Origin of the sequence: Pseudomonas sp. HY2-MNA-CIBAN-0224, assembly GCF_040310285.1 — a bacterium.
In the GTDB taxonomy this organism is placed as follows: Bacteria; Pseudomonadota; Gammaproteobacteria; order Pseudomonadales; family Pseudomonadaceae; genus Aquipseudomonas; species Aquipseudomonas helleri.
Genome location: NZ_JBEOPQ010000066.1, coordinates 20673 through 27011, shown reverse-complemented (window position 1 = coordinate 27011; position 6339 = coordinate 20673). Strand labels below are relative to the sequence as shown.

Sequence of the window (6339 nt, the reverse complement as noted above, 5' to 3'; positions counted from 1 at the left end):
CTGCCACCGACCGATTACGAACGGGCGATGGCGTGGAAACAACCTATCGAGGTGTCCGGAATTAGTTGACCACTACAGTTCACATCACCAACTGTTTTTGCGGCATATTTAAATGCTTTCATTTCGCGCCTCCCATAGTTTCTAGGGCGCGAGCTTTTTCCATGTGCGAGTTGTACCGAGAGAGGCGGGTGCGGAGGCTGGAGTTGGCGTGAAGAGCGGCGAGAGCCATTGCACGGTGTGCGGCTGCGCGGATTTTGGACGGATTGAGTGCGTGCATAGGTGGAGCTCCTTCTTAAGTGGAAGCTGCCACGAATCGCCGCTAAACGAATATGGGTGGCAGCTATGCACGGGTTAGCGGACCGGGTAAGAAGGAACCCGGCAGACCCGAAGGTCTCCCGTGCACAGCCGCCATAACGCAGGAATGCGGGCACAAAAAAAGCGCCTGCAATCGAAATGGTGGCGCCTGTGCGCCTTCTTAAACTCGGGCCGCTAAACCCGGTCGCTGAATTTGCAGCGACAGACAGAGAGTAGCCTTGAGATTTAGGAAGTGCAATAGCTAATGCTTGCACGCCACGTGCGAAAGTCATAAATTGGTTGTGCATATTAAATAGATCCTCAACGCCTCCGGTGCCAGCCGGGGGCGTTTTCGTTAGTGCAGTGCAGGTTTTGCGCCCAGCTCCAGCCACTGGAGGAAGTCGCCAGTCTTGGAGCGCTGCCTCATCACTTCAAAGACCTCTGTCAGCACCTGGAGCTGTGGCACCAGTTGTTCGGAGCGCCAATGACGATCACCAGTAGTGACGTTAACGCCGAGCAAAACCCATTCACCTGACCGCCAAAGCACCAGGTAGACGTGGGCGCCGCTGCTTACTGCCTCATCGCGCAAATTTCTCAGGTCTCGCCTGCCTTTTGACTGGAGGGCGTCGAATCCAGGTGGTGCGTCGATATCTAGGATCGTGTGGGAAAGAATCAGGACGCTCATGCAGCCACCTTTTCGCGAGCATTAATGCGTGACTTCACCCAGGCTTGAACCTCGCTCAGCACCCATGCAACCGGAGCCCCACGGGCAGTGCTCTCATTGAGTTTCACTGGCAGCGGAAAACCACTGCCTGTTTGGCTCATTAGCTTGTAAATGGTTGGCCGAGCGAGCCCTACGATTGCCATTAACTGCGGCATGCGAATCAAGGTTGATTCCGGGTCAATACGGGTGTGTTCCCTTACAGCAAAATCGGTGCGTGTATTTGGCATAGCCTCAAGCCTCCAAAGCACTTGAGCAGGTAAGACCTTCCAGCCATGCAATTACGTCGCAGCGCCGGTAGCGAATACGAGCACCAACTTTTATCCACGGCAGTTCGCTACGTCGGGAGCTGCGCCAGGCGGCGAGCGTTCGCGGTGACAAGCCCAGCACGCCCGCCACTTGTTCTGGCGTGAGCAGGTCAGTTGGGAGTAGGACGCTGAAGTTTTTTGGCGCTGGAGGCAGGTCAGCGCCGACACGTTGAAGTGGGGAGGATGAAGCGGTAGAACTGGGTAGTAGGTTGATGCTCTGCGTAGTCATATAGCGTTCCCTGTAGTCGTAGAGTGATACAGGGATATCTATTTATGCCGATTGGGCAACGAAAGAAACAGGCGCCGTTGGCGCCGAGAACGGTTACCCACAAACGGCCTGAATACGACCACAATACGACCATCACGCGACAAATCGCCCAGACGAACGGTATAGCGCTTTCTGACCTTACGGTTCGCTAATTCCGCCCATCTTGTCGAGGTAACTTGCGAGGTCGTGCAAATAAACCACTTTGCTTCGCTGGCCGCCCCAGTCGCCTGTCACCACTCGGAGCGGGATTCGCCCCGCCCTTACCGATCTAAGAAAGTAGTTCATGCTTAGATGAGGGAAGTAGTTTCGCCGCGCCGTATCTAACGGAATAGAGACAGCGTTGTATTGCTGCCAAAGCATTGGGAACGTCGAGTAATCAGTCATGTATCCCCCGCGCCCCATATCCGTACGATGATACCGCGAGCAATCCGCTAAAAATTTTACTCATGCGAAGCCCCTTTGCCTCCAGTAAGAAGTGGCGGTGGAACACGTGGCGCGAGTGTGTTCCAGCGTGTGCCGTAAATTCTGTACGGTGTTCCTGCTCATATGCCTATGAATTTAAAAGCTTTTATTTTTTGTGGAACACCGCGAACACCAAGAACACATGTTTCGAGGGGATAAGTCATCCCACCACCTTCGGAAAGGTTGCCCGGACCACGTTACCGTTTTCAAGTGAGTCGAGGTAGTTGGCATACCATTGCATCATGGTTTTGCGTTGTGTGAGGTACTGGGCCTTGTTATAGATCCCGCGCACGCCAGGCGCCTTATGACTGAGTTGGGCCTCAACGTGGTCCGCATCAAACTCGTGTTCATTCAGAATGGTGCTGGCGATATGGCGGAAACCATGGCCGGTCTGTCGACCCTCATAGCCAAGGCGACGTAAGGCCATCAGAAACACAGTATCGCTACGGGGTTTGGTGCGGTCGCTTCTTCCAGGGAATAACAGAGGGTAGGCACCAGTCAGGCTGTGCAGCTCTTCCAGTATTTCAACGGCCTGACGGCTTAGTGGCACCAGGTGTTCAAGCCCTTTCTTACGGCCCTTGCGTTCTACCGGGATCGTCCAAAGCTTTTTGTTTAGATCGAACTCTTCCCAACGGGCTTCGCGCAGCTCGCTGGGGCGCACGGCTATCAGGGTCAGCAGGCGTAAGCCAAGTTGTACGTCTTTGGCATGGGGGTAGGACCGGATAGCCCGGAGCAGGGCAGGCAACTCATCAAGGCTGACATGGGCGTAGTTCTCAGCTTTACCTGAGGCCAAGAACTTATGGACGCCCTCAAGCGGGTTGTTCACGGCTCGCCCTGTCACCCGGGCCAGATCGTACACATCCTTGCAGTAGGCTCTTACTCGGCTCATTTGCTCAAGAATGCCTTGCTGTTCCAGTCCCCGTAACAGCTCCATCCACTCCATCGACAGGATGCCAATGTACAGCCGCTTGCCGAAGGTGGGGAACACATGACGCTCCAATGCGCCCATAACTCGTTTGGCGGTGCCGGCATCCCAAGAGTGGAGCCGTGAGGTGTGCCACTCCCGCGCCAGTGATTCAAAGGTGTTGTTGCTGGCCGCCAGATCGGCTGCTTGGCGGGCCTGTTTGGTTGCTATCGGATTTTTGCCCTCAGCCGCATCGGCGCGAAGTTCGGAAGCCTTCTGTCTAGCCAGCGCCCCACCGACCTCCGGGTAACCACCTAACCCCAGCCAACTCCACTTACCCGCAGGCGTCTTGTAACGTAGTTGCCAGGACTTCTGGCCGTCAGGCTTCACGCGGAAGTACAGGCCGTTGCCATCCTGCTCCCGGTATTCCTTGGCGTCGGGCTCCAGGCCCGCTAGGGCTGTATCAGACAGTGGGCGGCGCTTGATTTCGGAGCGTTTCATTGGCTTGTATCCCCTCAGTTCTATTTTTCATCAAGGATACACAGGGGGATACACGGCGGGAAGGTATAGGGGTAGACAAGAAGATACAGCCAGAAACAAGAAAGCCCGCACTAGGCGGGCTTCTTGAGGTTGTTTAGAGACTCATGGAGACATCTGTAAACAGGTACTTGGTGGCTACACAGGGACTTGAACCCCGGACCCCAGCATTATGAATGCTATGCTCTAACCAACTGAGCTATGTAGCCGATGGCGCGCATTATTCCCTCGTAAGGGGGGTGTGTCAAGCAAATATCTGAAAATTTTCTCTGCGCTATCAAACGCTTAAGGTTTCTCGGGGTTCGGATGGCACTGTCTTGTTAAAAAATGGCACATTGAGGCACTTGCACGTGCACTCATCTGTTGCCTGGAAACCCTTATGGCTATTAGCGACACTCCAATAAAAACAACGCCAGACCTTCAAATGCCTCAAGCCAGCCCGTTAGTCCTGCGTATTATTGGGGCCGTGGCGCTGGCGCATTTGATCAATGACTTGATCCAGGCGGTGCTGCCGTCGATCTATCCGTTGCTCAAGGACAAATACGATCTGACCTTCACGCAGATCGGTCTGATTACCCTGACTTTTCAACTCACCGCGTCGCTGCTGCAGCCCTGGGTGGGTTATTACACGGACCGTCACCCCAACCCGCTGTTATTGCCGTGCGGCATGGTGTGTACGCTGGTCGGGATTTTGATGTTGTCTCAGGTCGGCAGTTTTCCACTGATTTTGCTGGCCGCTGCGTTGGTCGGGGTGGGCTCGTCGACCTTTCACCCTGAGGCCTCGCGGGTGGCGCGGCTGGCGTCGGGCGGGCGTTACGGGTTTGCTCAGTCTACGTTTCAGGTGGGCGGTAACGCAGGGTCGGCGTTCGGGCCATTGCTGGCCGCTGCCATCATCATTCCCTATGGCCAGGGCAACGTGGCCTGGTTCGGGTTGTTTGCGCTGTTTGCGGTAGGACTGCTGTATGTGATCAGCCGCTGGTACCGCACGCACTTGAGCCTGTTCAAGCTCAAGGCCGGGCAGAAGGCCACGCACGGTTTGTCCAGTCGGCGTGTGCTGAGCGCACTGGTGGTGTTGGGGTTACTGGTGTTCTCCAAGTATTTCTATATGGCCAGCCTCACCAGCTATTACACCTTCTTCCTGATTCAGAAATTCGACGTCTCCATCGCCAACTCGCAGATGTACCTGTTTTTGTTCCTGGGGGCGGTAGCAGCGGGGACGTTCTTTGGCGGCCCGATTGGCGACCGCATCGGGCGTAAGGCGGTGATCTGGTTCTCGATTCTGGGTGTCGCGCCGTTCACGTTGCTGCTGCCGTATGCGGATCTGTTCTGGACCAGCGTTCTCAGTGTGGTCATCGGTTTTATCCTGGCCTCGGCGTTCTCGGCGATTGTGGTGTATGCCCAGGAATTGGTGCCGGGCAACGTGGGCATGATCGCCGGTATCTTCTTCGGCTTGATGTTCGGCTTTGGCGGGATTGGTGCGGCGTTGCTGGGGCATCTGGCCGACATTCACGGTATCGAATACGTCTATAAGCTGTGCTCGTACCTGCCGCTGTTTGGCGTGCTGGCAATCTTTTTGCCGCGCAGCAAAAAGGTCTGATTGCTGTAGTCGCTGTCGAGGTACGAAGGCTGCGATGCGGGCCGAAGGACCGCCATTCAGGGGCGCTGCGCACCCCATCGCAGCCTCATCCTTCGGCAGCGACTACGTGTTTTGCGCGCTGGCACTAAAACTCTGCAACGCGCTTTCGACGGTGCTCAAATGCTGCAGGCAGATTTGCCACGGCGCTGACACAGCTTCGACCTGTTGGTCGTCATAGGCGGCCAACACCGGCTGCTGCGTATCGCCGGCAATCGCTGCACAGCCTGAGGCGACGCTGGCGAGCCGTTCGTGCAGCGCGGCGGGTGGCGAGCCCTGTTCTTTGCGCATGGCGTCAGCAAAGGCCTCAGAGAACAGCAGGGCGCTGGCGTACAAGCGCACGGCGTGTCGCTCGTAACGGCTGGCTATGTCTTTGACTTCCCGCGAGGCAAACCGACCGCGCAACGTCCAGCGTGCAGTATTGCGTGCGCTGGCAATGCCGTTCTCAAGGGTGATGAGGCTGTCGTGAGCGCCCGAGAAAATAAACACCGCGTGCTGCGCGCTTTTAGCGTCGTTCTTTTCAAGGGCTGTCAGGCTTTGGCCGAAGCCTTTGGCGAGTTTTTCCAGCAAGTCCTTGGCCGAGTCATCAATGATCCCGATGGGGTTGGGTGTCAGCAAGATCTGGCTGAACATCAGGCCCACCCCGGCGCCCACCACCACATCGAGCATGCGCACAACACCTGCGCTCTCCGGGCCGACTGCCAACATCAATACGGCTGACACGCCCGCCTGAATCGGTACAACGGCGCCCAAGCCGTACAGTGCGGCGATGGCAATGGCCGAGAACGTGGCGAAGCCGATGCGCAGCAACGGGTAGCCATCCGGTAACCACAGCGCGGCTTGCCCGATAATAATCCCGGTGGCCACGCCGACCATCAAGCCAACCGCTTGCTTGCCATGGCTGGGCAGGCCGGGGGCCAGGCAAACAATTGCGCTGATGGCGGCAAACACCGGGTGCTCGTGGCCGAATAAGTGCTTGGCGAGGATCCACGCCAGTGCAGCGGCGATGGCTGAGGCCAGGGCATCGCGCCAGGCCGTGGTCCAGCGAAACTGGATTCGCTCAATAAGAGGAGTGGTGAAACGGTTGAAGAACACCTTGGACAGCATTGCGACTCCCTACACAGTCAGTCTTTAGGTCTTGGGACTAACCATAGACTGTTTGCTTGCCACGGTGTTTGTCGGGGTAAAATCCGGGCCCAAAAAAACCGCGCC

7 protein-coding genes and 1 tRNA gene are annotated in these 6339 nt (G+C 56.6%); 1 reads left to right on the top strand and 7 read right to left on the bottom strand.

The window, feature by feature from the left end; all coding sequences use genetic code 11:
* Nucleotides 1–649: 649 nt before the first annotated feature.
* The 6 genes from AAEZ03_RS22130 to AAEZ03_RS22105 all read right to left on the bottom strand — a co-directional run bounded on the left by AAEZ03_RS22130 (nucleotide 650) and on the right by AAEZ03_RS22105 (nucleotide 3703).
* Nucleotides 650–979: a hypothetical protein gene (locus tag AAEZ03_RS22130; protein ID WP_350581582.1), complete on the bottom strand. Its 330-nt coding sequence runs from the start codon at nucleotides 977–979 to the stop codon at nucleotides 650–652.
* Entirely contained in the window at nucleotides 976–1245 is a 270-nt protein-coding gene (locus tag AAEZ03_RS22125) for a helix-turn-helix transcriptional regulator (protein ID WP_350581579.1), read from the bottom strand. Before AAEZ03_RS22125 ends, AAEZ03_RS22130 begins: the two co-directional genes overlap by 4 nt.
* Before the next feature lie 4 nt (nucleotides 1246–1249).
* Nucleotides 1250–1552 (bottom strand): helix-turn-helix domain-containing protein, encoded by a 303-nt coding sequence (locus tag AAEZ03_RS22120; RefSeq protein ID WP_350581576.1) that lies wholly within the window; start codon nucleotides 1550–1552, stop codon nucleotides 1250–1252.
* A gap of 177 nt (nucleotides 1553–1729) precedes the next feature.
* On the bottom strand, nucleotides 1730–1951 hold the full coding sequence (locus AAEZ03_RS22115; protein WP_350581584.1) for a pyocin activator PrtN family protein: 222 nt from the start codon (nucleotides 1949–1951) through the stop codon (nucleotides 1730–1732).
* A 262-nt stretch (nucleotides 1952–2213) separates the two neighbouring features.
* A complete protein-coding gene (locus AAEZ03_RS22110; protein WP_350581573.1) occupies nucleotides 2214–3458 on the bottom strand; it encodes a tyrosine-type recombinase/integrase in 1245 nt (414 codons plus the stop codon).
* A 168-nt stretch (nucleotides 3459–3626) separates the two neighbouring features.
* Nucleotides 3627–3703, bottom strand: a tRNA-Met gene (locus AAEZ03_RS22105).
* 215 nt (nucleotides 3704–3918) lie between these two features.
* Here AAEZ03_RS22105 and AAEZ03_RS22100 point away from each other — a divergent pair.
* Nucleotides 3919–5091 carry an MFS transporter gene (locus tag AAEZ03_RS22100; protein WP_423814839.1) on the top strand — a complete coding sequence of 391 codons (1173 nt, stop codon included), beginning with the start codon at nucleotides 3919–3921 and terminating at the stop codon, nucleotides 5089–5091.
* A 102-nt stretch (nucleotides 5092–5193) separates the two neighbouring features.
* Here the strand turns inward: AAEZ03_RS22100 and AAEZ03_RS22095 are convergent, their stop codons facing one another.
* Nucleotides 5194–6234: an FUSC family protein gene (locus AAEZ03_RS22095; RefSeq protein WP_350581570.1), complete on the bottom strand. Its 1041-nt coding sequence runs from the start codon at nucleotides 6232–6234 to the stop codon at nucleotides 5194–5196.
* Between the last annotated feature and the right edge of the window lie 105 nt (nucleotides 6235–6339).

Excerpts from the sequence above, each read along its gene's own strand:
- AAEZ03_RS22130 (WP_350581582.1), bottom strand. The coding sequence starts at position 979 with ATGAGCGTCCTGATTCTTTCCCACACGATCCTAGATATCGACGCACCA.
- AAEZ03_RS22125 (WP_350581579.1), bottom strand. The coding sequence starts at position 1,245 with ATGCCAAATACACGCACCGATTTTGCTGTAAGGGAACACACCCGTATT.
- AAEZ03_RS22120 (WP_350581576.1), bottom strand. The coding sequence starts at position 1,552 with ATGACTACGCAGAGCATCAACCTACTACCCAGTTCTACCGCTTCATCC.
- AAEZ03_RS22115 (WP_350581584.1), bottom strand. The coding sequence starts at position 1,951 with ATGCTTTGGCAGCAATACAACGCTGTCTCTATTCCGTTAGATACGGCG.
- AAEZ03_RS22110 (WP_350581573.1), bottom strand. The coding sequence starts at position 3,458 with ATGAAACGCTCCGAAATCAAGCGCCGCCCACTGTCTGATACAGCCCTA.
- AAEZ03_RS22100 (WP_423814839.1), top strand. The coding sequence starts at position 3,919 with ATGCCTCAAGCCAGCCCGTTAGTCCTGCGTATTATTGGGGCCGTGGCG.
- AAEZ03_RS22095 (WP_350581570.1), bottom strand. The coding sequence starts at position 6,234 with ATGCTGTCCAAGGTGTTCTTCAACCGTTTCACCACTCCTCTTATTGAG.